The 24,645-nt window shown below is 70.6% G+C and carries 20 protein-coding genes and 1 pseudogene; 8 read left to right on the plus strand and 13 right to left on the minus strand.

The window, feature by feature from the left end:
• Positions 1-79: 79 nt before the first annotated feature.
• A complete protein-coding gene (locus AB0I81_RS01195; protein ID WP_360647852.1) occupies positions 80-676 on the minus strand; it encodes a CGNR zinc finger domain-containing protein in 597 nt (198 codons plus the stop codon).
• Positions 677-992: 316 nt separating this feature from the next.
• Here AB0I81_RS01195 and AB0I81_RS01200 point away from each other — a divergent pair, with 316 nt between their 5' ends.
• Positions 993-2,576, plus strand: coding sequence for a glycoside hydrolase 43 family protein (locus AB0I81_RS01200; RefSeq protein ID WP_360647855.1), 1,584 nt, complete (start codon positions 993-995; stop codon positions 2,574-2,576).
• 15 nt (positions 2,577-2,591) lie between these two features.
• Positions 2,592-4,028 carry a non-reducing end alpha-L-arabinofuranosidase family hydrolase gene (locus tag AB0I81_RS01205; protein ID WP_360647858.1) on the plus strand — a complete coding sequence of 479 codons (1,437 nt, stop codon included), beginning with the start codon at positions 2,592-2,594 and terminating at the stop codon, positions 4,026-4,028.
• A gap of 306 nt (positions 4,029-4,334) precedes the next feature.
• On the opposite strand, the gene AB0I81_RS01210 is transcribed toward AB0I81_RS01205, so the two are convergent.
• The 4 genes from AB0I81_RS01210 to AB0I81_RS01225 all read right to left on the minus strand — a co-directional run bounded on the left by AB0I81_RS01210 (position 4,335) and on the right by AB0I81_RS01225 (position 7,964).
• Positions 4,335-5,087 carry a hypothetical protein gene (locus tag AB0I81_RS01210; RefSeq protein WP_360647861.1) on the minus strand — a complete coding sequence of 251 codons (753 nt, stop codon included), beginning with the start codon at positions 5,085-5,087 and terminating at the stop codon, positions 4,335-4,337.
• Positions 5,088-5,615: 528 nt separating this feature from the next.
• Positions 5,616-6,152 carry a hypothetical protein gene (locus AB0I81_RS01215; protein ID WP_360647864.1) on the minus strand — a complete coding sequence of 179 codons (537 nt, stop codon included), beginning with the start codon at positions 6,150-6,152 and terminating at the stop codon, positions 5,616-5,618.
• Between the two features lie 290 nt (positions 6,153-6,442).
• On the minus strand, positions 6,443-7,198 hold the full coding sequence (locus tag AB0I81_RS01220) for a hypothetical protein (RefSeq protein WP_360647867.1): 756 nt from the start codon (positions 7,196-7,198) through the stop codon (positions 6,443-6,445).
• 52 nt (positions 7,199-7,250) lie between these two features.
• On the minus strand, positions 7,251-7,964 hold the full coding sequence (locus AB0I81_RS01225) for an ATP-binding cassette domain-containing protein (RefSeq protein WP_360647870.1): 714 nt from the start codon (positions 7,962-7,964) through the stop codon (positions 7,251-7,253).
• A 183-nt stretch (positions 7,965-8,147) separates the two neighbouring features.
• Here AB0I81_RS01225 and AB0I81_RS01230 point away from each other — a divergent pair, with 183 nt between their 5' ends.
• A complete protein-coding gene (locus AB0I81_RS01230) occupies positions 8,148-9,317 on the plus strand; it encodes a histidine kinase (RefSeq protein WP_360647873.1) in 1,170 nt (389 codons plus the stop codon).
• A gap of 3 nt (positions 9,318-9,320) precedes the next feature.
• Positions 9,321-9,968 (plus strand): response regulator transcription factor, encoded by a 648-nt coding sequence (locus tag AB0I81_RS01235; protein ID WP_360647876.1) that lies wholly within the window; start codon positions 9,321-9,323, stop codon positions 9,966-9,968.
• A 229-nt stretch (positions 9,969-10,197) separates the two neighbouring features.
• On the opposite strand, the gene AB0I81_RS01240 is transcribed toward AB0I81_RS01235, so the two are convergent.
• Positions 10,198-11,211, minus strand: coding sequence for a LacI family DNA-binding transcriptional regulator (locus tag AB0I81_RS01240; protein ID WP_360647879.1), 1,014 nt, complete (start codon positions 11,209-11,211; stop codon positions 10,198-10,200).
• Positions 11,212-11,495: 284 nt separating this feature from the next.
• Here AB0I81_RS01240 and AB0I81_RS01245 point away from each other — a divergent pair, with 284 nt between their 5' ends.
• Both AB0I81_RS01245 and AB0I81_RS01250 read left to right on the plus strand, forming a co-directional pair.
• Positions 11,496-13,805, plus strand: coding sequence for a glycoside hydrolase family 3 N-terminal domain-containing protein (locus AB0I81_RS01245; RefSeq protein ID WP_360647882.1), 2,310 nt, complete (start codon positions 11,496-11,498; stop codon positions 13,803-13,805).
• 36 nt (positions 13,806-13,841) lie between these two features.
• The gene (locus AB0I81_RS01250; RefSeq protein ID WP_360647885.1) at positions 13,842-15,854 is read left to right on the plus strand and encodes a beta-galactosidase; all 2,013 of its coding nucleotides are present in this window, start codon (positions 13,842-13,844) and stop codon (positions 15,852-15,854) included.
• Positions 15,855-15,894: 40 nt separating this feature from the next.
• Here the strand turns inward: AB0I81_RS01250 and AB0I81_RS01255 are convergent, their stop codons facing one another.
• The 5 genes and pseudogenes from AB0I81_RS01255 to AB0I81_RS01275 form a co-directional block, all read right to left on the minus strand.
• A complete protein-coding gene (locus tag AB0I81_RS01255; protein WP_360647888.1) occupies positions 15,895-16,788 on the minus strand; it encodes a phosphotransferase in 894 nt (297 codons plus the stop codon).
• Entirely contained in the window at positions 16,785-17,177 is a 393-nt protein-coding gene (locus tag AB0I81_RS01260) for a hypothetical protein (RefSeq protein ID WP_360647891.1), read from the minus strand. Before AB0I81_RS01260 ends, AB0I81_RS01255 begins: the two co-directional genes overlap by 4 nt.
• A complete protein-coding gene (locus AB0I81_RS01265; protein WP_360647894.1) occupies positions 17,174-18,202 on the minus strand; it encodes an adenosine deaminase family protein in 1,029 nt (342 codons plus the stop codon). Before AB0I81_RS01265 ends, AB0I81_RS01260 begins: the two co-directional genes overlap by 4 nt.
• 42 nt (positions 18,203-18,244) lie before the next feature.
• A complete protein-coding gene (locus AB0I81_RS01270; RefSeq protein ID WP_360647897.1) occupies positions 18,245-19,012 on the minus strand; it encodes a class I SAM-dependent methyltransferase in 768 nt (255 codons plus the stop codon).
• 113 nt (positions 19,013-19,125) lie between these two features.
• Positions 19,126-20,061: pseudogene (locus tag AB0I81_RS01275) on the minus strand (RNA polymerase sigma factor); the annotation flags it as partial.
• Positions 20,062-20,225: 164 nt separating this feature from the next.
• On the opposite strand from AB0I81_RS01275, the gene AB0I81_RS01280 reads away from it, so the two are divergent.
• Positions 20,226-20,861 carry a TetR family transcriptional regulator gene (locus tag AB0I81_RS01280; protein ID WP_360647900.1) on the plus strand — a complete coding sequence of 212 codons (636 nt, stop codon included), beginning with the start codon at positions 20,226-20,228 and terminating at the stop codon, positions 20,859-20,861.
• 64 nt (positions 20,862-20,925) lie between these two features.
• On the opposite strand, the gene AB0I81_RS01285 is transcribed toward AB0I81_RS01280, so the two are convergent.
• Positions 20,926-22,356 carry a wax ester/triacylglycerol synthase family O-acyltransferase gene (locus tag AB0I81_RS01285; RefSeq protein WP_360647903.1) on the minus strand — a complete coding sequence of 477 codons (1,431 nt, stop codon included), beginning with the start codon at positions 22,354-22,356 and terminating at the stop codon, positions 20,926-20,928.
• 36 nt (positions 22,357-22,392) lie between these two features.
• Positions 22,393-23,442 (minus strand): winged helix DNA-binding domain-containing protein, encoded by a 1,050-nt coding sequence (locus AB0I81_RS01290; protein WP_360647906.1) that lies wholly within the window; start codon positions 23,440-23,442, stop codon positions 22,393-22,395.
• A gap of 9 nt (positions 23,443-23,451) precedes the next feature.
• On the opposite strand from AB0I81_RS01290, the gene AB0I81_RS01295 reads away from it, so the two are divergent.
• Entirely contained in the window at positions 23,452-24,630 is a 1,179-nt protein-coding gene (locus AB0I81_RS01295) for a cysteine desulfurase-like protein (RefSeq protein ID WP_360647909.1), read from the plus strand.
• The last annotated feature ends 15 nt before the right edge of the window (positions 24,631-24,645 follow it).

A 24,645-nucleotide genomic window follows, 5' to 3' on the forward strand; every position in this document is an offset into this window, starting at 1 on the left:
CAACCTCGCCGCGGGTTCACGGAGGTCGCGCGCCCGCGAAAGGGACCGCCCGATCATGCGCCGATCTGCCGGCCCCGGGTCAGCGCGCGGCCACCTGGCGATGGCGGCTCGCCTTTTCCCGGTTCCCGCAGGTGCTCATGCTGCACCATCGACGGCGCCCGCCCCGGGAGGAGTCCAGGAACAACCAGCCGCAGCGCGCGCACGTACGGACCCGCCCGGCGGGCAGCGTGAACGCGGCATGCACCGACAGCAGCGACAACGCCGCCGGTATCGCTCCCGGGGCGGCCCAGTCGGCGACGATGCCGTCCAGACGGGCATCGACCTCGCGCAGGAGACCCGTGCGCAGGCCCGTCCCGCTCCGCTCCAGCAGCGCGCCGAGCGAGGCGCCGGCCATGGCCTGCCCACGTGACACGGCGTCGAACACCGCCCAGGTGTGCTCGCGAACGGATCGCACCTGAGCCGCCAGATCATGCGCGGACCCAGCCGGTGCCTCCTCGACGAGCCCGACGGACTCGCACCAGGTCAGCACATCGGCCGGGGTCTTCAACAGCTCGTTGTCCGGCACCGGGCGAGCCCGGTTGAACACCGTGTTCGTCAGGTCCAGCGCAGGATGGCCGCCGATGAAGTGCGCGTCCTGCCACGGTGCACGCGCTCGGGGTTCGGGCCAAGTAACCATTGAAAGCAGTGTATCTGGTTCCCCTGGAGAGCAGAAACTTAACATCATCTTCTTCGCAATTTACTGACCGTCATATCTGAAACTTTCACTGGAACACGCTGTGCGGCACGCTTCCCGTGGAGGCGAAACTCCAGGCGCGGAGGCGTTCCGACGGTGACGCGCGAGCCGGCCGGTGACGCCCTCATTGACGCCGGGCGGGACCGTCGGATGTACTCCGCCACGACGCACCGGGCGAAAATTAGGCCATCCGGCTCCGCAAGATCGAATGTTAACGCTAACAAATTTACGGCGCGAATGACGACCTCTGGAGGTTCCGGTGAGACGCGTGCTCGCGATTCTCTCGTCCGTGCTGCTCATGAGCGTGTCACTCATACCCTCGGCCACGGCCACGACGGTCGCCGGCAACAGCGTTTACAACAACCCGGTGGTCTGGCAGGACTTCGCCGACGGCGACATCATCCGGGTGGGCGACGCCTACTACTACTCGGCCTCGACCATGCACTACTCGCCGGGCGCGCCCATCCTGCGTTCGTACAACCTCGTCGACTGGGAGTACGCCGGCCACTCGGTGCCGCGCCTCGACTTCGGCTCCGGCGCCTACGACCTCAGCGGCGGCCGGGCGTACGTGAAGGGCATCTGGGCCTCGACCCTGAATCACCGGCCGAGCAACAACACCTACTACTGGATCGGCTGCGTCGAGTTCAACCGCACCTACGTCTACACCGCCTCCGCCGTGGACGGCACGTGGAGCAAACGCGCGCAGATCCCCCACTGCTACTACGACGCCGGCCTGCTGATCGACAACAACGACACCATGTACGTGGCTTACGGCAACGGCACCATCAGCGTCGCCCAGCTCTCGCCCGACGGGTTCGGCCAGGTCCGCGCCCAGCAGGTGTTCCAGACGCCGAGCAGCGTGGGCACCCTGGAGGGCGCCCGCTTCTACAAGCGGGGCGGCTACTACTACATCTGGCTCACCCGCCCCGCCAACGGCCAGTACGTGCTCCGCTCCACCTCGCCGTGGGGCCCGTACGAGATGCGCCGGGTCCTGCTCGACCTGCCCGGCCCCATCTCCGGCGGCGGCGTCCCCCACCAGGGCGGCCTCGTGCAGACGCAGAACGGCGACTGGTACTACATGTCGTTCGTCGACGCCTACCCCGGCGGACGCGTCCCCGCGCTCGCGCCGATCACCTGGACCGGCGACTGGCCGGTCCTGCAGACCGTCAACGGCGGCTGGGGCGTCACCTACCCGAGGCCGAACATCCAGACCGGCCGCACCGTCACACCCATGACCGGCCCCGACACCTTCACCACCGGCAGTCTCGGCCACCGCTGGGAATGGAACCACAACCCCGACGCCAGCCGCTTCTCCACCGGCAACGGCCTGCGTCTGCGGACCGCGACCGTCACCGGCGACCTCTACAACGCCCGTAACACCCTCACCCACCGCATCCAGGGCCCGTCGTCCACGGCGACGATCGAACTCGACTACACGCAGATGGCCAACGGCGACCGTACCGGCCTGGCCATGCTGCGCGACCAGTCGGCCTGGATCGGCGTCAAACGCGACAACGGCGCCCACCGGGTCGTGATGACCAACGGGCTGAGCATGAACGGCTCCTGGCAGACCACCGGCACCGGCGTCGAGGCGGCGAGCGCGACCATCTCGGGCGGCCGGATCTGGTTGCGGGTCAACGCCGACATCCGGCCCGGCTCCGGCCGGCAGGCCCGCTTCTCCTACAGCACCGACGGCACCACGTTCGTCGGCCTCGGCCCGGCCTTCACCCTGAACAACGCCTGGCAGTTCTTCATGGGCTACCGCTTCGGCATCTTCAACCACGCCACCCAGGCCCTCGGCGGCGCGGTGACCGTGCGCCGCTTCGACCTCACCACCCCCTGACCGAAAGGCACAGACGTGACCTTCAGACCCCTGGCCGTCGTGGCCATCCTGCTGGCGAGCCTGTTCGTCGCCGTCCAGCCCGCCGGCGCGGCCACCGTCGACACCAACGCCTGGTACGTCCTGGTGAACCGCAACAGCGGCAAGGCCCTGGACGTCTACAACCTGTCCACCGCCGACGGCGGCCGCATCACCCAGTGGACCCGCAACAACGGCAACCAGCAGCAGTGGCAGTTCGTCGACTCCGGCGGCGGCTACTACCGGCTGAAGTCCCGCCACTCCGGCAAGGTGCTGGACGTCTACAACTTCTCCACCGCCAACGGCGGCTCCATCGTGCAGTGGGCCGACGGCAACGGCGCCAACCAGCAGTGGCGCCTGGCCGACTCGGCGGGCGGCTACGTGCGGCTCATCTCGCGCCACAGCAACAAGGCCCTGGAGGTCCAGGGCGCCTCCACCGCCGACGGCGCGAACATCGTCCAGTACGACGACTGGGGCGGCAACAACCAGCAGTGGCAACTCGTCCAGGTCGGCGGCGGCAACCCCGGCCAGTGCGATCTTCCGTCGAGCTACCGCTGGACCTCGACCGGTGTGCTGGCGACCCCGAGGTCGGGCTGGGTCTCGCTCAAGGACTTCACCGTCGCCCCCTACAATGGCCGGCACCTCGTGTACGCCACCACCCACGACACCGGCACCCGATGGGGCTCGATGAACTTCAGCCTCTTCAGTAACTGGTCGGAGATGGCCTCGGCCGGCCAGAACGCGATGTCCAACTCCACGGTCGCGCCCACCCTGTTCTACTTCGCCCCGAAGAACATCTGGGTGCTGGCCTACCAGTGGGGCGGCACCTCCTTCTCGTACCGCACCTCCAGCGACCCGGCCAACCCCAACGGCTGGTCGGCCCAGCAGACGCTGTTCACCGGCAGCATCTCCGACTCCGGCACCGGCCCCATCGACCAGACGCTCATCGGCGACGGCAGCAACATGTACCTGTTCTTCGCCGGTGACAACGGCAGGATCTACCGGGCGAGCATGCCCATCGGCAACTTCCCCGGCAACTTCGGCTCGACCTCGACCGTCATCATGAGCGACACCAGGAACAACCTGTTCGAGGCCGTCCAGGTCTACAAGCTGCAGAACCAGAACAAGTACCTCATGATCGTCGAGGCGATCGGCGCGCAGGGCCGCTACTTCCGCTCCTTCACCGCCACCAGCCTCAACGGCTCCTGGACCCCCCAGGCCGCCACGGAATCCAACCCCTTCGCCGGCAAGGCCAACAGCGGCGCCACCTGGACCAACGACATCAGCCACGGCGAACTCATCCGTACCAGCGCCGACCAGACCTTCACCGTCGACCCCTGCAACCTCCAACTCCTCTACCAGGGACGCAGCCCCAGCTCCGGCGGCGACTACGGCCTCCTGCCCTACCGCCCCGGCCTGCTCACCCTGCAACGCTGACCACCTCGCTCCCGGCCCGCGATCCGGCCGCGCCCACTCCTGCGTCCATCAGGTCTTGGCCGGCCGGAAGGCGAGCAAGGCCAGGACGACGAGTGCGGCGAAGCCGGGTCGCGGCGCGGCCTCGTACATGGGCGCCCTAAGGACTGCGCGGACAGGGCAAACGAGGCGGCGCCGCCACCTTTGCCCTGGGGCGCTGGCGGCGGCGAGCGGATTCGCCCTCGGCCGAACTGGAGATCGCGCCGACCCTCACCATCCGCCAGAGCACGGCACAGCTGAGCACCCCAAGGCGGGCCGGACGGCGCGAACTCAACGAAGGTGATGCCGGTGGAGGCGCTGCCCTTTCGCTCGGGCGCTGTACTTCAGATCTCGTATGGTGAGGACCTTCGTAGGGCTCATCCAGCCCTGTGAGGGCTTGTGCAGCGCCCAGCCGTCGCCGAGGGTGATCGCGGCGTGCTGCACGGCTCCTCCCCCGGCGCTCCGCCAGACCAGGACGGTCCCCGCCTCGTCGTCGTGCCCTCCCTTCGCGGTGCGCTCCGCGAGCCAGTCCTCGAACGGTTCGCGGAGCATCCACGCGTCCTCCGCGCCGTCGACACCGCACGCCGCCATCACCGTGCCGAAGCAGTTGGGGCCGCTTCGGCCGGGAAAGGTGCCGGCGAGGCGGCGCGCCTTCGGGATCGTGGAGCTGACGGCATCCCAAGTAGCGGCGGGGACATCCCCATGACGGCTGGGACGCCGTCCCTTCTCGACGTACTTGACGACCGCCTCTACCTCACGGCCGCGAATGGAGGAGGGCCAATGGCGCGGCGCGGACTGACTCCGCCTGACCGAGGCCGGCAACCGTCGCGCCTCGGTCTCCGACAGCCACACGAGCGCTCCCCGGTCCAGGCCGTAGAGGCAGAAAGTGTCCCTGACCTCGGGCGTCAGCCGGTTGCGATCATCTTCCAGATTTAACGCGGCGGCGAGATCCGGCGGGATCAAGAAGGGCTGTTCCTGTGGCGCGAACCATCCGAGCCAGCGGTCGAGCAAATCGTCGGAAACCTCGATCCCCAGCACGAGCATGAGATCACCCTAGGCCGAGGCCGGACCGCGGAAGGAACAACCCGACGCGGCACCGCGATTTGGTCAAGAGGAATCTGCTGGTCGGCGGTGCGGCGGGCACCTCCAGACACCTACGCTCTGCGCCGAGCCGGGCTTCGTCGCAGCGGGGTGGTGACGGTGGCCCTCGGTTCGTCAGTGCCGGGGTTGCGGTTGCGGCAGGGGGTGGCGCGCAACCGGCGATGGTCCCGCCGACCGACGAGGAACTGGCGGAGTCCTGCTGGACACCTGGATCCGAACGCGGTGGGCCACGCACCAGAGGCACGCGACCGATGAGGAGCCGACCATGAACCCCACCTCCCGCCTCTCCCGGCACGGGCGCCCGCTGGCGATCGCAGGCGGCCGGCGTCGAGCAGATCCCGTTCAAGCACGACGGCTTCCGTCCGCGGGGCCTACGAGCCGCCCGTCACTTGGTGAGGACGGGATGAAGAGGCGATTTCGAGCACGCGAAAGGGCGCCCCCATCGCGGGAGCGCCCTCTGCACGGAGCTGGTCAGTGGTTCTTGACCGACACCTGCTGGGTCGCGGGACGGTCGTCCTTCTCGGCCCAGGCGCCGGAGGAGAAGGCCACCGGGTAGTTCTTCTTGCCGACGCCGTCGCCCCACTTGGTGACCACGTACTCGACCTTGATGTGGCCCGCGCCACCGGCACCGTCCACACCCAGGGTGTCGGAGTTGAACGAGCCGCCGGTCAGCTCGGCGAAGGTCTTGGCGTCCAGGTCCAGCATGACGCCGCGGCTGGAGGGGTCGCCGGGCCCGCGGTCACCCACGAAGAACGGCATCTTCTTACCCTTGTAGACCACGTAGCCCTCGGTCATGAGCGGCCAGCTCGGGCTGGCGGCCAGACCCTTCTGCATGGGCTTGCCCGCGGCCGGCAGACCGGTGTCACCGGCGCGGCCGGAGGAGTCGTCCCAGAAGTAGGACGCCGTGGTGGCACCCTTCAGCACGCCCTGCTGGTCGGTTTCCGCGGTGTCGGCGTGAACCGCGGTGGAGCCGACGGTCAGGGCCGTGACGGCGGAGGCGGCTAGCATGGCAATGGAACGCAGGCGAGCAGACATGTAAAATTCAGGTCCTTTGTTAGGGGACGGGAACAATGCGCTCGCTTTGACCGAACGTAGCCGGGCAACACGCCATACGGACGCTACGTGGAGCGCGCGGTGAATCCACGGATCTGGATTCGGGAAACCGGCAGGCCCTGTCTTCCTCGAAGGAAAGGCGCAGGTCACTGCCCGGTAACGACTACTAAGCTACCTATCGATATAGCCAAAGGCAAACGAAATGCCATGAATCCGGCAAAGATCTACCTTGCCAGGTAAAGCGATTAGTGAACGTCTTTCCGGAGAATGCGCGAAACCCCTATGGCCACGGGGATGACGATCCAGACCATCGCGGAAGTGAGCAGCCGGGCGGCGTCGGCGCCGGTCATGCTGCCGTCCGCCAGCGCCTCGCCGGCGGCGCCGGGGGCGAGCCAGTCGGCCATGGTCCGGCCCGCCGTGCCGAGTTGCCCGGCGAAGCTCAACGCCATGGGCGCGACCAGGTAGATCACGATCGCCGCGGGCGCGTTCAGCAGCATCATGCCCAGGGCGAGCCCCTGCGCGGACGTCAGGACCATCGTCGCGACCCAGCCCAGGACCGGGGCGGGTGCCAGCCCCCACGTGGCCTGCACGCCCTGCACGGAGGCCGCGACGGCCGTCACGGGCACGGCCACCAGCAGCGCGAGCAGGCAGGCCGCCACGGCCGCGACCAGCACGGGCACGCACTTGGCCGCCAGAACCCGCCCCCGCCGGGGTTCCAGCGTGAACGTGGTCAGCGCGGTCCGGTGGCTCCACTCGCCGGTGATGGTGAGGATGCCGAGCACGGGCAGCAGCACCCCCAGCACGATCGTCACCGTCCCCGCCAGCGTGAACAGGTCCGCCGTGCCCTGGACGGCGAGGCCGCGGCCCACGAGGAGCACGAGCGTCAGCAGGACCAGGATCCCCGTCAGGATCCGGCTGGTGCGCGTGTCCAGCAGTTTGCGGGTCTCGACCCGCAGGAGCGTGCCGAACGGGGTCCGGCCGCGGACGTTCTCGACGGTCATCTGAGGCTCCAGGCGGTCGTTGGGTCGCATGAGACAGCGGGTGCGTGGGTGGTCATGCCGGGCTCCGGTCGGCGTGGGAGGTGAGGTCGAGGAAGGTCTGTTCAAGGGTGCGGCCCCGCCCGAGTTCGGCGAGCGTGCCCTGGGCCAGCACCCGGCCCGCGCCGATCATCACGATGAGATCGGCCACCTGTTCCACCTCATGCAGCAGGTGTGAGCTGAGCAGCACCGCGCATCCCGACTCGGCCAGGCCCCGCAGCAGGCCGCGCATCCACTGGATGCCCTGCGGGTCGAGGCCGTTGGCCGGTTCGTCGAGGATGAGCGCCCTGGGGTTGCCGAGCAGCGCGTGGCCGATGCCGAGGCGCTGCCGCATGCCCAGCGAGTAGCCGCCGACGGCCCGTCCGGCCTCCTTGCCGTTCAGCCCGACCAGCTCCAGCACCTCCTCGACGCGCGACCTGGGCAGGCCGAGCATCATGACCCCCAGCGTCAGCACCTCCCGCCCGGTGCGGCCGGGGTGCTGGGCGCCGGCGTCGAGCAGCGTGCCGACCTCGAAGCCGGGACGTTCCAGCGCCGTGTACGGCCTGCCGAACACGGTGGCCGAGCCCGAGGTCGGCCGGGACAGCCCCGCCAGGATGCGCATGGCCGTCGACTTGCCTGCCCCGTTGGGCCCGAGGAACCCGGTGACGGTGCCGGGACGGACGGTGAAGGACACGTCGTCCAGAGCCCTCACCTCGTTGTACGCCTTGGTGACGCGGTGAAATTCGATCACGCGTCAAGTCCATCGGAGCACGGCGTCACCGCTCATCGGACCTGGGTCCAGAGTCGCCGTCGTCAGGGCTAGCATCCGCCGCCGCCCGGGCGACCCAGGGACGCTCAGGACTAGACCCGGGTACGCACGGATATGGACCTGGGGTGCTAAAGGCCAGGCCAAGCCGTCCCTAAGCTGGGTAGCGTGCACGACCACCCTGACGAGCGGCAACCGGCCGGCAGCCCGCGAACCTCTCCCGAACTGCTGGGCAACGTGCTCATCTACCTGATCGCCGCCGCACCCCTCTGCCTGTCGGTCCTCATCCTGGTGTCCCGCTCCGACAACCTGACCTACGACGCGGCCTTCTACCTGTACCAGTTCACCGACATCGCCCTCGGCGCGGCCGGTCTGGTGGCGCTGCGATGGCGGCGCCGGTGGCCCTTGGCGGTGGCGCTGCTCACGGGCCTGCCCACCCTCCACTTCTCCGCCGTCACCGGCCCGGCGATCGTCGCGTTCACCTCACTGGCGAAATATCGCCGCCGACGGCAGGTGATACCGGTCGCGGTCGCGCTCTGGCTCTGCATCGTCATCTCGACCCGGTGGCAGGACGGCTGGGAGCTGACCGTCGGCTACGGCGTCATCGGGGCCATCCTGCTCACCGCGCTGACCGTCTTCGGCCTGTACCTGCGCGGGCGCGGCGAACTGGCCAGCGCGCAGCGGGCCGCGGAGCGGCAGGCGCAGGCGCAGCGCGTCGAGCAGGCCAAGCTGGCCGAGCGGCTCAAGATCGCGCAGGAGATGCACGACGTGCTGGCGCACCGGATCTCCCTGCTGGCGATGCTCGCGGGCGGCCTGGCCTACCGCAAGGACCTGACGCCCGAGCAGACCCGCGAGACCGCGCTGGCGATCCAGGAGAACGCCCACCAGTCGCTCAACGAGTTGCGCGCGGTGCTGGGCACACTGCGGCGCGAGGACGGCGGCCTGGAGGCGCCCCAGCCGACGCTGGCCCACCTGGACGCCCTGTTCGAGGAGGTACGCGCGGCGGGCCAGCGGGTCGAGGTGGAGGACGCCCTCGCCGACAGGGAGCTGCTGCCGGCGCAGACGGGGCGGCACGCGTACCGGATCGTGCAGGAGGCGCTCACCAACGCGCGTAAGCACGCGCCGGGCAGTTCGGTGCGGGCGGAGCTGGGCGGGCGGCCGGGGGCCGGGCTGCGGATCCGGGTGAGCAACCCGGCCCCGTACGGCGTGCGCGGGCCCGGCGGGCGGCTGGGGCTGGTCGGGCTGGCCGAGCGCACCCGGATGGCGGGCGGTACGATCACCCACGACCTGAAGGATGGGCGTTTTGTCCTGGATGCCCTGCTGCCGTGGGAGGCTTGATCCGTGATCAGAGTGGTGATCGTGGACGACGACCCGATGGTACGCACGGGGCTGCGCCTCATTCTCGGCGGCGAGCCCGACCTTGACCTGGCGGGCGAGGCGGGCGACGGGAAGCAGGCCATGACCGTGATCCGCGACCTGCGGCCCGACGTGGTGCTGATGGACATCCGGATGCCCGAGCAGGACGGCCTGACCACCACCGAGCTGCTGCTGAGCCGCCGTGATCCGCCGCGCATCCTGGTGCTGACCACGTTCGACGCCGACGACATGGTACTGCGGGCGCTGCAGCTCGGCGCGGACGGCTTCCTGCTGAAGGACACGCCGCCGCCGAAGATGATCGAGGCGGTGCGGGCGGTGGCCAAGGGCGAGCCGGTGCTGTCGCCGACCGTCGCGCAGCAGGTGATCGCGGCGGCCACCGGCCGCTACGAGCCGCGCCGGCCCGAGGCCGCGCGTGACCTGGCCACGCTCACCGAACGCGAGCGCGAGGTCGCGATCGAGGTGGCCAGGGGCAGCTCGAACGCCGAGATCGCCAAGGACCTGTCGGTGAGCGTGGCGACCGTGAAGGCCAACGTCACCCGGATCTTCGCCAAGCTCGGCACCGACAACCGGGTCCTGGTGGCCATGAAGGTACGAGACGCGGGCCTGCTCTGACGACCCCGCCCGGACGCGCCCGTTCCGACGCCTCCGCCCGAACGCCCCCGCCCTGCTGCCTCAGCCCTGCCGCCCCCGGCCTGACGCTCTCGGCCTTAAGGACGCCTCGCCCAGACACCCCCGGCCTGACGCCCCCGGCCTGACGCCCCCGGCCCGACGCTCTCGGCCTGACGCTCTCGGCCTGACGCCCCCATCCAGACGCCTCGCCCGGACGCCCCGTTTCTGGCGCCTACGTGTGCGTGTGCTGGGTGGTGCTGTCGCGGATGACCAGGGTGGTGGCGAGTTCGATGCGGGTGCCGGCGGGGCCTCTGGGGTGGGTTAGTTCCTCGTACACGAGCCGTACCGCCTCGTTGGCCATGTCGTCGAGCGGTTGCCGCACGGTCGTGAGGGGCGGTGAGAGCATCTCGCACAGCAGGGAGTCGTCGAATCCCACGACGGACAGGTCGTCGGGTACGCGCAGGCCGCGTTCGGTGGCCGCCTGGTAGACGCCGGCGGCCTCCAGGTCGTTGCCGGCGAAGACGGCGGTCGGCGGGTCGGCGCGGTCGAGCAGTTCGCCGGCCAGCTTCTTGCCGCCGCCGACCAGGAAGTCGCCGTAGCGGGTCAGTGCCGGGTCGGAGTCGATGCCGAAGGTACGGTGCGCGGCCAGGTAACCCTCATACCGGTCGAGCGTGCACTGGGTGTCGAGCGGCCCGCCGATGAAGCCGATCCTGGAGTGCCCGAGTTCGAGCAGGTGGGTGGTGGCCATGACGCCGCCCAGCCAGTTGGTGGCGCCGACCGTGGACAGGCGCGGGTCGCGCTGCCCGACCGGGTCGAGCAGGACGAGGGGCACGTGCAGCAGTTCCTCGATGGCGGCGATCTCGCGCTGGTCGGCCCGGGAGAGCACCAGCACGACGCCGTCGGTGTTGCGCTTGCGTACCATCCCGATCCAGCGCCGCAGCTCGAAGTCGGGCCGCGCGGAGGAGGTCACGACGAGCGAGAACCCCCAGCGGGCCGCCGCCTTCTCCGCGCCGCTGATGAGCACCTGCGCCCATGGGGAGCCGAGCCCGTCGATGAGCAGGTCCACGACGCCGACGCGGGGCGTGCTGGGCGGGCGCGGGGCCTCGTACCCGGCGGTCCTGACGGCCTCCAGGACCTTGTCCCTGGTGGCGGCGGAGACGTGTTTCTTGCCGCTGAGCACCTTGGACACCGTGGGCACCGACACTCCGGCGGCTGCCGCGACGTCGGCCAGCGTGGCACGGGGCACAGTACCTCCCGTTTGCCGTGGCGCCGCCATCCAGCGACACCGGCGGATGAAACTTTCGGAAAACCGCCTGAAATTGGAAGACGCCCTGACCTGGGCGATTCAGGGCGTGATCGGATCTGGGTCAGTCTGTTGACAGGGCCGACGGCGGGAGCCTACCGTAACTGATCGGCAATGTCACGGTAACCTTTCGGAAAGTTTGCCAGAAACTTTCTGGGATGTCCACATGCGACATGCGGACGCGGCAGGCCATTCGACAAGACACTCAGCTGAACGAACGAGGATGTATGCCTGCACCTGTTGAGCAGCCCGAACTCGACGAACGCCGGTCGCGCCGGGTCGAGGAGCTGCTGGCGGAGATGTCGCTCGGCGAGAAGCTCGCGCAGCTCGTCGGCGTGTGGCTGAACGTCAACCGCGAGGAGGGCGTGGTCGCCCCGCTGCAGGATTCGATGCAGGGCGAGGACGTGCAGTTCGAGGCGTTCGCCCGCGACGGCGTGGGCCAGATCACCCGCCCCTTCGGTACTCGTCCCGTCGATCCGGAATGGGCGCGCTCGGCGCTGGCCGGCCGGCAGAAGTGGCTGCGCGAGAACACCCGGCTCGGCATCCCCGCGCTCGCGCACGAGGAGTGCCTGACGGGGCTGGCGGCGTGGCGGGCCACGACCTACCCCGTGCCGCCGGCGTGGGGCGCCTCGTTCGACCCCGGCCTGGTCGAGGAGATGGGTGTCAGGATCGGGGCGAGCATGCGCTCGCTCGGCGTGCACCAGGGGCTGGCGCCCGTGCTCGACGTGATCCGCGACCAGCGGTGGGGGCGGGTGGAGGAGTGCGTGTCGGAGGACCCGTACGAGGTCGCCACCATCTGCGCCGCCTACGTGCGCGGCGTGCAGTCCACGGGCGTGATCGCCACCCTGAAGCACTTCGTCGGATACTCCAACTCCCGAGCGGGACGCAACCTCGCCCCCGTGCACGCGGGCGCCCGTGAGGTGGCCGACACGCTGCTGTTCCCCTTCGAGGTGGCGGTGCGCGACGCGGGCGCCGGCTCGGTCATGAACTCCTACGCCGAGATCGACGGCATCCCGATCGCCGCCGACGCCCACTACCTCACCGAGGTCCTGCGCGAGCGGTGGGGCTTCGAGGGTACGGTCGTGGCCGACTACTTCGCCGTGGCCTTCCTGCACACCCTGCATGCGGTGGCCGCCGACGCGGGGGACGCCGCCGTGCAGGCCCTGACGGCGGGCATCGACGTGGAACTGCCGACCGGGGTGGCCTACCTGGAGCCGCTCAAGGAGGCGGTCGCCGCCGGGCGGATCGAGGAGTCGCTGGTCGACCGGGCGCTGCGCCGCGTCCTGACGCAGAAGGCGCGGCTCGGCCTGCTCGACGACGACTACGACCCCGAGCCGTACGGCCCCGTGGACCTCGACGACCCCGCCTCGCGCGACCTGGCGCGGCGGCTGGCCGAGGAGTCGGTCATCCTGCTGACCAACAACGGCGTGCTGCCGCTCGGCGACACCTCGGGGAAGATCGCGGTCGTCGGGCCGAACGCCGACGACGTGGCCGCCCTGTTCGGCTGCTACTCCTTCGTCCAGCACGTGCTGCCGCACTTCCCCGGCGTCGAGACCGGCATTGCCGCGCCCACGCTGCTGCGGGCGCTGCGCGAGGAGCTGCCGCAGGCGCGGATCGAGGCGCTGCGCGGCACGGGCGTGGACGACGGCGACCGCTCGGAGATCGCCGAAGCCGCCCGCCTGGCCGCCGAATCGGACGTGGCCATCGTCGTGCTGGGCGACCGGTCGGGGCTGTTCGGACGGGGCACCTCCGGTGAGGGCTGCGACGTGGAGAGCCTGGACCTGCCGGGCGCGCAGCTCGAACTGGCGCGGGCGGTGCTGGACACGGGCACGCCGACCGTGGTGGTACTGATGACGGGCCGCGCGTACGCGCTGCCGGACCTCATCGCGGGCGCCGCCGCCGTCGTACAGGCGTACTTCCCCGGCGAGGAGGGCGGGGGCGCAATCGCCCGCGTGCTCAGCGGCGCGGTGAACCCGTCGGGCCGGCTGCCGATGAGCATGCCGCGCGCCACCGCCGGCCAGCCCTACAGCTACCTGCACCCGAAGCTGGGCGGGGCCGGTTCGGTCAGCAACCTCGACCCCGCTCCCGTGTTGTCCTTCGGCCACGGGCTGAGCTACACCCGCTTCGACTACGCGGGCTTCGCCGCCGACGAGCTGGTCGCGGCCGGGGAGCCGATCCGGTGCTCGGTGACGGTGCGCAACACCGGTGAGCGGGCGGGCGCGGAGGTGGTGCAGGTGTACGCGAGCGACCGGATCGCCTCGGTCACCCGGCCGCTGGCCCAGCTCGTCGGGTACGCCCGGGTCGAGCTGGCCCCGGGCCGGAGCGCGCGGGTCGCCTTCGACGTGCCGGCGCGGCTGCTGTCGTTCACCGGCAGGGACGGGCGGCGCGTGGTCGAGCCCGGCGAGGTCGGCCTGTCCGTGCGCCGCTCGGTCGCGGACGTGATCGAGGAGCGCACGGTCGTGCTGACCGGCGGCGTGTACGCGTTCACCGGCGACGAACGGCGGCTGACCGGCGTGTCGGTCGAGCCCACAGCTTGAGAACACACAATTACGGGAGTACCTGACATGTCACGCATGGAGAACTTCAGACGCCGCCTGGGCGGTCTGGCCTATGGCGGGGACTACAACCCCGAGCAGTGGGACCCCTCCGTCTGGCGCGAGGACGTCCGGCTCATGCGCGAAGCCGGCGTCAACACCGTCAGCCTGGGCGTCTTCGCGTGGGCCTCGCTCGAACCCGAGCCCGGCACGTACGAGTTCGGCTGGATGGACGAGATCATGGATCTCCTCCACGAGAACGGCATCAGCGTCAACCTGGCCACCCCCACCGCCGCGCCGCCGGTCTGGCTCTCACACCTGCATCCCGAGGTGTTCCCGATCAGGGAGGACGGCCAGCCGTTCGGTTTCGGCAACCGGCTGCACTACGACCCGTCCTCGCCGATCTACCGCAAGTACGCGGCCGAGATCACCACCAAACTGGCCGAGCGCTACTCCTTCCACCCCGCGCTGGCGATGTGGCACATCAGCAACGAGTACGGGCCCACGTCGTTCGGCGAGCCCGCCTCCGTCGCCTTCCGCCGCTGGCTGCAGCGCAGGTACGGCACGCTCGACCGGCTGAACGAGGCGTGGACGACCCGCTTCTGGGGTCAGGTCTACACCGACTGGGAGCAGATCGACGTCCCGCACATCCCGCGTACCTGGATGAACCCCACCCGCCGCCTCGACTTCAAGCGCTTCACCTCCGACGCGCTGCTGGAGTGCTACATCGCCGAGCGGGACATCGTGCGCTCCTTCCGCGACGACCTCCCGGTCATGACCAACTTCATGCGCTTCTACCGGCACGCCGACTACTGGAAGTGGGCGCCGGAGGAGGACGCCGCCGCGCTCGACATCTACCCGAACCCGGCCGACGCCGACTCCCACGTCTCGGCGGCCTTCAACTACGACCTGTTCCGCTCGCTCAAGGGCGGCCGGCCGTGGATGCTGATGGAGCAGTCCAGCAGCGCGGTCAGCCAGTGGCGGCTCAACATCGTCAAGGAGCCGGGGCGGATGCGGCTCGGCTCGCTGCAGGCGCTCTCCCGGGCGGCCGACTCGGTGATGTTCTTCCAGTGGCGGGCCAGCCTCGGCGGGCAGGAGCGTTTCCACTCGGCGATGTTGCCGCACTCCGGGCCGGACTCGCGCACCTTCAGGGAGATCACCGACCTCGGCCGGGAGGTCAGGCTGCTCGCCCCGGTGGCCGGTACGACCTCGCGCTCGGACATCGCGATCATGTTCGACTGGGACGGCTGGTGGGGGCTGGAGGAGGTCTTCGGCCTGCCGCGCAGCGACTTCAGCTACACCGACACGGTCATGCGGCACTACACGCCCCTGTGGGAGCGGCACCACGCCGTGGACGTGGTGTCCCACGCTTCTTCGCTGGACGGGTACAAGGTGCTCATCGTGCCGAACGCGTACCTGATCGATGACGAGGCCGTGGCGCGCATCCACCGGTTCGCCCAGGACGGCGGCACCGTGATCATGTCCTTCTTCTCCGGCGTCGTGGACGCCGACAACCGGGTGCGGCCCGGCGGCTATCCGGGGGCGTTCCGCGAGCTCATCGGGGCGAAGATCGACGAGTACTGGCCGGCGCGCCCGGACGAGGAGTTCGCCGTGGAGTTCGCCGGCGGGCGCCGCGCGACCGCCACCTGGTGGCGCGACGACCTGCACCTGGAGACGGGCAAGGCGCTGGCGACGTACGCGGACGGGCTGCTCGCCGGGCGGGCCGCCGTGGTCGAGAACGCCTATGGCGCCGGGCGTGTCGTGTACTTCGCGACCCTGCTGGAGCAGGAGGCGTTCGACGAGACCGTGGCTCAGGTCGTGGCGGAGGCGGGGGTGCGCTCGCGCTTCGAGGGGGTGCCGGCGCACGTGGAGTGCTCGGTGCGCGGTGACTCCGAGCACGACTTCGTGTTCCTGCTCAACCACAGCTCGCGGGAGAGCGCGTCGGTTCCCCTGGACGGGGCGGGAACGGACCTGCTCACCGGGCAGGCGGTGACGGGCGAGGTCACGCTGGCGCCGCTCGGCGCGGCGGTGGTGCGGATCGCCCGCACGTAACCTGCCGGCGGGCGCCGGGGTGCCCCGGCGCCCGCTTCGGTCACGGCAATCGGGACAGGATGAACTCCTCGTACCCGTCGGGCACGCTCCTGCCGCCGGCCAGCATCCAGTGCACCCGGCCCGCGCCGGTCAGGGCGAGTGTCGCGCGATAGCCCAGCTCGACCTCCGCCCGGCCGAACCGTCCGCCCGCTCCGGCCAGGTAGTCCGCTACCGGGTCGGTGAACGTGCTGAGCGCGAGCGCGGCCAGGTCCGCGCCGACGGGGCCGGCGCCCAGCGTGGCCCAGTCGAGCAGCACGGTCGTGCCGGAGGAGGCGACGATGTTCCCGGCCGAGAGGTCTCCGTGCGACAGGACGACGGGCAGGCCGGCCAGCATCGCCAGGAGTTCCTCCCGTCTGTGCCACAGGGCGGTGATGCGCGGGTCGGCGTCCACCGGCGTCCAGTGGGTGGCCGCCAGGCGCTGGGCGAGCTGATGCCCGCTCAGCCACGGCACGTCCGGCACCGCCGTGGCCGCCTGCCACGTGCCCAGCCTGCGGGCCGCCACGTGCGGCGACTCGGGCCCGCCCGCGACGTCCGCCAGGTACAGCACGTCGTCCACGACCGCGTGGCAGCGCGGTGCTGTCAGCTCGGGGCCGGCGGGCAGCAGGCCGCTCGCGTAGGCCAGGGGCTCGCGCCGCCAGTACGCCCAGTGGCGGGGATCGTTCGCATACGGGGCGTGGCGGCCAGTGGTCAGCGGGCGGATCCGCTTACGGACGAGACTGAACGGCACCTGCTCGCCTTCGTACAGCGCGAGCCCGGTCAGCCGGGTCAGCACGCCGGTCGCCGCGCCGCTGCTGCCGTTGATCGGCTCCGCGCCGCAGCTCAGCACGGAACCGCCCGGCCGGCCGAGCACCGACTCCAGCACCGATTCCGGCAATCCCTCCTCAGCCTCGCTCATCCCGTCGCGGTCCCGTCGGCGTGGGCGAGGGCGACCTCGATCGCGGGGCGGTGGGCCGCGAGCTGGTCGCGGGTCCATCCGGCGGGGCCGTGCAGCGTCTCGTGGGTGACGATGCGGTAGATGAGCGCACGTATGAGCATCTGGCCCCATTCCGGCAGGTGCGCCCAGCGGGCGGCCAGCGCGGGCGTGGCGCCGTACCAGCACAGGGCGTCGGCGACCGCGACCGCCGCCGCCCACGACGGGGGCCGCCAGTAGACGGGCCAGTCGATGATCGCCGGAGGCAGGCCGTCGGCGAACAGCACGTTGCCTCCCAGCCCCGCGTCACCCAGCCGCCGCCCGCGCCCTCGACGGGACGGGCGACCCGGAAGTGGGGCGAACTCGGCGGTCACGACGCCCCAGGAGAATCGCCGGGCCCGGCCGACGTCCCGGGCCAGGTCGACGTCACCGGCCCGGCGTCGGACCCGGTGGGCGGGGTTGTGAGCCAGGTGTTCACGCCGGCCCGGAGTTCGGCTTTCAGGGTGGGTGGGGCGAAGGAGGCGTCGATCGAGGCGGTGGCCAGGTCGGCCAGGTCCGCGTCCCCGTACCCGAAGACGTCGCGCAGCCGGGCGTACTCGTCCGCCAGCGCCGTCTCCCCATCGGTGTTGATCGTCACGGTCAGCCCCGCCGCGCGCAGCCGGGGCAGCGGGTGTTCGGCCAGCGACGGCACGAGCCCGAGCAGCACGTTCGAGGACGGGCAGACCTCAAGCGGGAGCCCGAGCTCGCGCACCTCGGCCACCAGCGCGTCGTCGTCGAGCACCCGGATGCCGTGCCCGAGCCGCTCGGTGTGCCCCAGGGTGATCGCCTCCCGGATGCTGTCCGCCCCGGCCGACTCCCCCGCGTGGTGCACCAGGTGCAGCCCGGCGTCCCTGGCCGCGTCGCACACCGGTGCGAACGGCGCCAGCGGATGGCTCTCGTCACCCGCCAGCCCGATCCCGATCACCTGCTCGTGGCGGATGGCCAGCTCGTACGTCCGCCACATCCGCTCCACCGGCCGCCGCCTGGAGTGGTCGAGCAACACCCGGCACTCGATCCCGTACCGGTCCCGCCCCTCGGCCAGCCCGTCGAGCACGGCCTTCAGCGGCATCTCCGGATCCCCCACCCGCTCCCCGTGCGCGGCAGCGGTGAACATGACCTCGACGTAACGGGTGCCCTGGGCGGCCTCGTCCGCGCAGAACTCCACCGCCACCCGGCGGAATCGCTCGGGCGTGATCAGCAGCGCGCGCACCTTGGCCCGCTGGTCGCCGAACTCCCTGAAGGTCCGGAAGGCGCCTGCCGGCTCGGCCGGGCCGCCCCACTCGCGCACGGTGGCCGGCCGTACGGTGCTCTCCAGGTGAACGTGCAGGTGGGCCTTGGGCAGTGACCGTGGATCTCTCACGTGCCACGAGGATATCGGCCCGCCCGGATCGCGGGCATCCGGTTATTCGGGCAGGCGCTTGGTCAGGCGCAGTTTGGACTGCTTGTGGGGCAGCCGTTCCCAGTCGTCCATGAACGTCGCGTCGAATCCGTGCTCCCCGGCCAGCGCCCTGAGCGTCTCGGTGCGGTAGTAGAAGTCCTCGCGCAGCACCTGGTGCTCCTTGCCCTCGGTACGGTCGAAGGTGAAGTCGAACCAGGCGCCCGGCTTCATGACCCTGCCCACGTGGGCGAAGCACTCCTCGATCACGTTCAGCGGTGAGTGCGAGAAGACGCTGTGCGCGTGCACGACGTCGAAGTGCGCGTCGGGCAGGAAGGTGAAGCGCAGGTCGCGTACGGGGGTCAGGTACGGCAGCTTGTCCGCCAGCCGGTGCTCGGCGAGCGTGTGCTGGGCGGCCATGAGGATGTCGGGCGAGATGTCGATGCCGTAGTAGTTGCCGGTGTGCAGGTAGTCGATGAACAGGTGACCGGCGCGCAGGTTGCCGCAGCCGATCTCCAGCATCCGGCACTCCGGCTTCAGCCCGTGCTCGACCAGGTAGTCGAACTGCATGCGGCCCAGTGTCAGCCACCGCCTGTGGTTGTGCGAGCCGACGGCGCCCTCGGGATCCCGGGCGGTGTCGGACTTCATGACAGCGCGGTAGTAGGAGACGTGGTCGCGCGTGCGCAGCCTGAACCAGGTGTCGCGGGCCAGCCGCCGGACGTGGGGAACGATCCGGTGCGGATTCTTGATGGCGTATGTCGCTTGGTGAACGAGACTTGAACGGGAGCGTTTCACGCTTCGGAATGTAGGTCAGCCATCCCCGTATCCATAGGACGGTGGCGACACTTTTGATTTCCCGTTTGCGCTGCTTTCCAGTCCGCACCTCATTCGGGCCCCGCCGGGCGCCGTCAGCTCAGGTAGTCGCGCAGCGCCAGGGATCGGGACGGGTGGCGCAGTTTGGACATCGTCTTGGCCTCGATCTGCCGGATCCGCTCCCTGGTCACCCCGTAGATGCGGCCGATCTCGTCCAAGGTCATCGGCTTGCCGTCCGACAGGCCGTACCGCATGGTGATCACGCCCGCCTCGCGCTCGGAGAGCTGGTCGAGCAGGGCGTGCAGTTGCTGCTGGAGCAGCGTGAAGGAGACCGCGTCGGCCGGTGAGATGGCCTCGGTGTCCTCGATCAGGTCGCCGAACTCGCTGTCGCCCTCCTCCCCCAGCGGCGTGTGCAGGGAGATCGGCTCGCGGCCGTAGCCCTGGACCTCGACCACGCGGTCGATCTCCAGCTCGCTCTCCTTGGCGATCTCCTCGGGGGTGGGCTCGCGGCCGAGGTCGCTCTGCAGCCGGCGCTGCACCCGGGCGACCTTGTTGATCAGCTCCACCATGTGTACGGGAATGCGGATCGTCCTGGCCTGGTCGGCCATCGCCCGGGTGATCGCCTGCTTGATCCACCAGGTCGCGTACGTGGAGAACTTGTAGCCGAGCCGGTAGTCGAACTTCTCGATCGTCCGGATCAGGCCCAGGTTGCCCTCCTGGATGAGGTCCAGGAAGAGCATGCCGCGCCCGGTGTAGCGCTTGGCGATGGAGACCACCAGCCGCAGGTTGGCCTCCAGCATGCGGCGCTTGGCGCGCAGGCCGTCGTCGGCGATCCACTCCAGTTCGGCGCGCAACTCGCCGGACAACCCCGGCTCGGTGTCGAGCCGTTCCCTGGCGAACAGCCCGGCCTCGATGCGCTTGGCCAGGTCGATCTCCTGCTCGGCGGTGAGCAGGGGCACGCGGCCGATCTCCTTGAGGTATGCCTTGACCGAGTCGGCGCCGACGACGGTGGCGCCGTCGGCGACGTTTTCGTCCAGTTCGAGAACCTCTGCTGCTTGGGACAAGACACTCTCCTCGCTCGCTTTGGATGATGGACGGCGGCCCAATCTTAGGTCGCACCTAACTTTAGGTCGCCTCTGTCGAAGAGGCAACCTAAAATAAGGTCGAACCTAAAATTTTGTGGGAGACTACGGCCATGAGCACCGACACCTTGGGATTGAGGGAACAGAAGAAGCGAGAGACCAGGCAGGCCATCTCTGACCACGCTACCCAACTGTTCCTGGAACGGGGCTTCGACCACACGACGATCGCCGACATCGCCGCCGCCTCCCGGGTGGCCAAGATGACCGTGACCAACTACTTCCCGCGTAAGGAGGACCTGGCGCTCGACCACCACGAGGAGTTCGCGCAGGGCCTGGCGCGGGCGGTCGCGCGGCGCCCGGCCGGGGAGCCGGCGCTGGGCGCGGTGCGCCGGGAGTACATGACGGCGCTGGAGCGGCGGGATCCGGTCATCGGCTTCACCGGACGGGACTTCGCCCGGATGATCGCCGCCAGCCCGACCCTGGTCGCCCGCCTGCGTGACCTGCACGACCAGCGCGAGGAGGCGCTCGCCCGCCAGCTCGCGGCGGAGGCGCCGGCGGACCCGGTGGCGGCGCGTGCCGTGGCGGCGCAGCTCGGTGCGGCAGACCGGCTCCTGTTCCGCGAACTGCAGGCCCGCATGCTGGCCGGCGACCCCCCGGACGACGACGCCATCGCCGCCGCGCTCACCCAGATCGCGCGTCAGATCTTCGACCTCCTCGAACCGTCCATCGGCACATACCCCCTCCCCTGACCGCTCCATTCCTTAAAGTCCCACATGCCGCCGACAATTCCGCCGGACGGAGAGGTGGAGGGGATCATTGCGGCACGTTTACGTCAGCGTTGCGTAGTTCCTCCAGGGCCGCCCGCAGGTCTCCGGCCAGCTCCCACGCGTCCGGCACCATCTGCCGGTCGGTGACGATGCCGATGTCCAGCGAGCCGTCGTAGGAGAAGGCCGTCATGTTCACCCCGCCGCTCACCTCGGTGATGACCGAGACGGGATAGTGCGACAGCAGCCGCGCGCCGCACACGTACAGGGGGAACTGAGGGCCCGGCACGTTCGAGATGATCACGTTGATCGGCGGCGCGGACTGTCCGACCAGCGCGAACGCCGAGCGCGAGGCCAGGCCCATGAGCGCGGCCGGCATCGACTCGCTGAACTCGCGCAACCACCGCGCGGGCGCCAGCGAGAACCTGTCCTTGATCCGGTGCATGGCGTGCCGCACCGCGTGCAGCCGCGCGACGGGGTCGGCCACGTGCACGGCCAGCGGCGCCGTCATGATCGTCACCTGGTTGCCCGGACCCTCCTCGCCCGCGGCCCGCAACGAGAACGGCACCCCCGCCACCAGCGGCTGGCGCGGCACTCCCCCGTGCGCCTCCAGCCACCTGCGCAGCGCGCCCGCGCACACGGCCATGACGACGTCGTTGACCGTGACCCCGTGCGTCTTGCGCACCTGCTTGATCTCCTCCAGCGGCAACGACACGAACGCGAAGCGCCGATGCCCCGACAGCGGGCCGCTGAACGGCGTCTTCGGCGCGGGCAGCGCGGGCAGATCCGGCGCCCGGCCGCTGCCGGCCAGCCGCCTGGCCACGCCGGAGACGAACGTGGTGCCCGGGATCCAGGACACGACGGGGATCTCGTCCAGGTGCGGGATGGCGCGGGCGGCGAAGCGTACGACGTGTGCCGGGTTGCCCGCCAGCCGGACCAGCCCGCGCGCCAGCATGCCGACAGGTCCCGGCGGGGCCGCGTCCCGCTCGGGCGGCGCTTGGGGCGGCGGCGCGGGCTCGGGCGCGAGGTCGAGCAGCGCGGCCAGCACGTCGGCGCCGCCGATCCCGTCCACGGCCGCGTGGTGGATCTTCGTGTAGAGGCCCATCCGGCCGCCGGCCAGCCCGTGGATCAGGTAGATCTCCCACAGCGGGCGGCCCCGGTCGAGCCTGCGGGCGTGCAGGCGGGAGACCTGGTCGGCGAGCTGCCGGTCGTCGCCGGGCGGCGGCAGCCCGATCTCGCGTACGTGGTAGTCGAGGTCGAGATCGTCCTCCTGCATCCAGTACGGATGGTCGAGCCCCAGCGGCACGGGTGCCAGCCTGCGCCGCAGCGCGGGCACGTACGGCAGCTTGCGTTCGAGCAGGGCCTGCAGGTCGGCCCGGTTGAGGTCGCCTTCCAGCACGGCCAGTCCCGCGATGTTGGCGATGTTCGTGGCGGTCTCGAAATGCAGGAACTGCGCGTCCAGAGCGGTCAACTGTGGCATCGTCTCACCTCCGAAACCCATCCCTACCGAAACCAATCAGACCGGATCCGCCGCTTCAAGGGTCAGGGCGGTGGCGTCCGGTTCGGCGAAGGCCAGCAGCCGCAGTCCCTCCTCCTCCAGCGGAGCCAGATCGGGCTTGCCGAACGGGCTGACCAGCAGCCTGGCCTTCTTGCCCGAGCGCTTGATCTGCCACGTGCCCGCCGCGAACCCGTCCACCAGGTAGACGGCCCGCACCCGCAGGTTCCTGGTGGTCACCCGGCTCTTGTGCTCCTCGGCCAGCACCCGGGTCCTGTCGGCGTGGCCGAGGATCAGCGTGTCGAAGTCGGGCAGGAAGCGTACGGGCGCGGGCACGTCCCCGCCCGGCCGCGGCGCGCCCGGCAGGTCGAACAGCTCGCGCCCGGCGGGGCCCGTCACCCGCTCCAGGTCCATGCCCGCCATCACCTTCCCGATCCCGCCAAGACCCGACCAGGTCTGCACGTCGGCGGGGGTGGCCGGGCCGAACGCGGCCAGGTACCGCTCGACCAGCGCGGGCACGTCCACCGGCGCGGGCTCGATGCCGGGCGGCCCGAACACCGGCTCGCGCGGGAAGCTCCACCGGTCCTGCGTCGGCTCGACGACGAGCGGGGTGAGCATGCGCACGGCGTACCCGAGCGCCCTGTCGTACGCTCCGGGGAACTCCTCCATCAGCCTCGGCCGCAGTTCGTTGAACGTCATGGGCCCCTCCGCCAGCAGCCGGTCGGCGGCGGCCACGACGGCGTCGAAGTCGATCCCGTCGAACCGGCGCGCCGCCGAGGCCAGCACGGGGGCCACGACCGGCCGGAAGGCCGCGAAGTCCGCGGCCGTGACCAGGTGCAGCGTGGCCCGCCACAGGGTGGCCCTGACCAGCGTGCGCGCGTGCAGCGCGGCGTGCAGGTCATCGCGCTCGAACCCGTCCAGCCGCGCGTGCACCCCGAGGTACGGCGGCCGCGGCTCCTGCGCCTGCAACCCGGCCAGCCGGTGCACGATGTCGGCCGCGTCGCCCTGGTGACGGGAGAGAAGGTGCTGGCGGGCCAGGGTGGCACGGTTGAGGTCGCGAAGGCTGAGCATCTACATATCATGCCTTTCCCCATTAAAGAGGTACGAGCCACGTACCCAGCTCTTGCCGACGGACACGCCTACCTCGACGGCGCGGCCGGCACGCAGACCCCCCGGCCTGTGATCGACGCCATCGCCACCGCCTACCGGACGGGGATCGGCAACGTCGGCGGCGCCTTCCCCGCCAGCCACCGCTCCGACGCCATCGTGGCGGCCTGCCGCGCCGCCGTGGCCGACCTGGTCGGCGGGCATCCGGACGGCGTGATCCTCGGCCCGAACATGACCACCCTCACCTACCGCCTGTCCAGGGCCCTGACCGGCCCAGGCGACGAGGTGGTGCTCTCCCGGCTGGACCACGACGCCAACGTGCGCCCCTGGACGCAGACGGGCGCCACCGTCCGCTGGGCCGAGGTGGACCCGGTCACCGGCGAGCTGCCGGTCGAGCAGTACGCCGGCCTGATCAACGAGCGCACCAGGGTGGTCGCGGTCACGGCGGCGAGCAACGTGCTCGGCACCCGTCCCGACGTGCCCGCCATCGCCGAGCTGGCGCACCGGGCGGGTGCGCTGATGTACGTGGACGGCGTGCACGCCACCCCGCACGGCCCCGTGGACATGCGCACGCTGGGCGCCGACTTCTACGCCACGAGCGCGTACAAGTGGTCGGGACCGCACATCGGCGCGGTGGTCGCCGACCCTGCGCTGCTGGAGGACATCCAGCCGGACAAGCTGGCCTCCTCGCCCGGCACGGTGCCCGAGCGGTTCGAGACGGGCACTGCGGCCTTCGCCGACCTCGACGGGGTGACCGCGGCCGTGGACCACCTGGCCGCCATGGTGCCGGGCACCGGCAACCGCCGCGAGCGCCTGCTCACCTCGATGGCCGCCGCCGAGGAGCACGAGCTGGCGCTGTTCGGGGTGCTGCTGGCGGGGCTGGAGGGAATGCCGCACGTCACCGTGTACGGCAAACCGGCCAGGCGCACCGCCACCGCCTACTTCAACGTGGCCGGGCATGCCCCGCGCCAGGTGGCCGAGCGGCTGGCCAAGCTGGGCGTCAACGTGTGGAACGGGCACAACTACGCCTGGGAGCTGACCGGCACGCTCGGCATCCGGGACTCGGGCGGCGCGGTGCGCGCGGGCCTGGTCCACTACAACGACCGCTCCGACGTGGACCGGCTCCTGGACGGGGTGGCGCGGCTGGGTTAGCGGCTGGGCCAGTGG

It is taken from the genome of Nonomuraea sp. NPDC050404, from assembly GCF_040655495.1.
GTDB lineage: Bacteria > Actinomycetota > Actinomycetes > Streptosporangiales > Streptosporangiaceae > Nonomuraea.